Source organism: Vibrio sp. 2132-1 (assembly GCF_033344315.1).
The window spans coordinates 1-594 of the sequence record NZ_JAWPON010000574.1 but is presented as its reverse complement, the minus strand read 5'-3'; the positions used below and the strand labels follow the sequence as shown (position 1 = coordinate 594).

At 45.8% G+C, this 594-nt stretch carries 1 protein-coding gene and 1 pseudogene; one reads left to right on the top strand and one right to left on the bottom strand.

The annotated features are described in order from the left end of the window. Positions 1–268: pseudogene (locus R8N47_RS26735) on the bottom strand (flavodoxin); the annotation flags it as partial. On the opposite strand from R8N47_RS26735, the gene R8N47_RS26730 reads away from it, so the two are divergent. After that, a partial coding sequence (locus tag R8N47_RS26730; RefSeq protein ID WP_318186303.1) for a site-specific integrase occupies positions 259–594 on the top strand: 336 nt, incomplete at its 3' end. The pseudogene R8N47_RS26735 and the gene R8N47_RS26730 sit on opposite strands and share 10 nt — an antisense overlap.

The following is a 594-nucleotide window of genomic DNA, read 5'->3' as shown; positions in this document are numbered from 1 at the left end:
CGACAAGGTCTGCCCCAATAATGTTGCGAATTTTCTCTGCTGCCATCTCGGTGTAGCAGGTTGTTGAGCCGTAAAAGAGTCCGATTTTCATTATATTCGTCGTTTTTTGTGTTGCTGTTGCAGAGGATTTTAACCTTAAACTGCCTAGGAATGCAGCGAATATCGTGAGATTCCCCACCTGAGCCAATTTTTTATAGCATTCACACTGGCGCTGTCTTACTCTCACTGGGTATAGATGAACAATAAAAGGAAGCGTGAATGACGGCACAACAGCCTGTCAATCAACAAGATTTTGCGCTTGTTGAGCAATTCTTAGATGCAATGTGGATGGAGCGCGGTCTGTCAGAGAATACGCTGGCTTCGTACCGAAATGACTTAATGAAGCTTCTCACTTGGATGGAGCATCATCGTTACCGCCTCGATTTCATCAGTTTGTCTGGACTTCAAGAATACCAAACGTATCTGGTGGATTTGGATTACAAGCAGACGTCACGTGCTCGTATGCTGTCAGCCATTCGCCGTTTGTTTCAGTATCTTCACCGCGAAAAAGTGCGTGCCGATGACCCAAGTGCCTTGTTGGTCAGCCCGAAATTG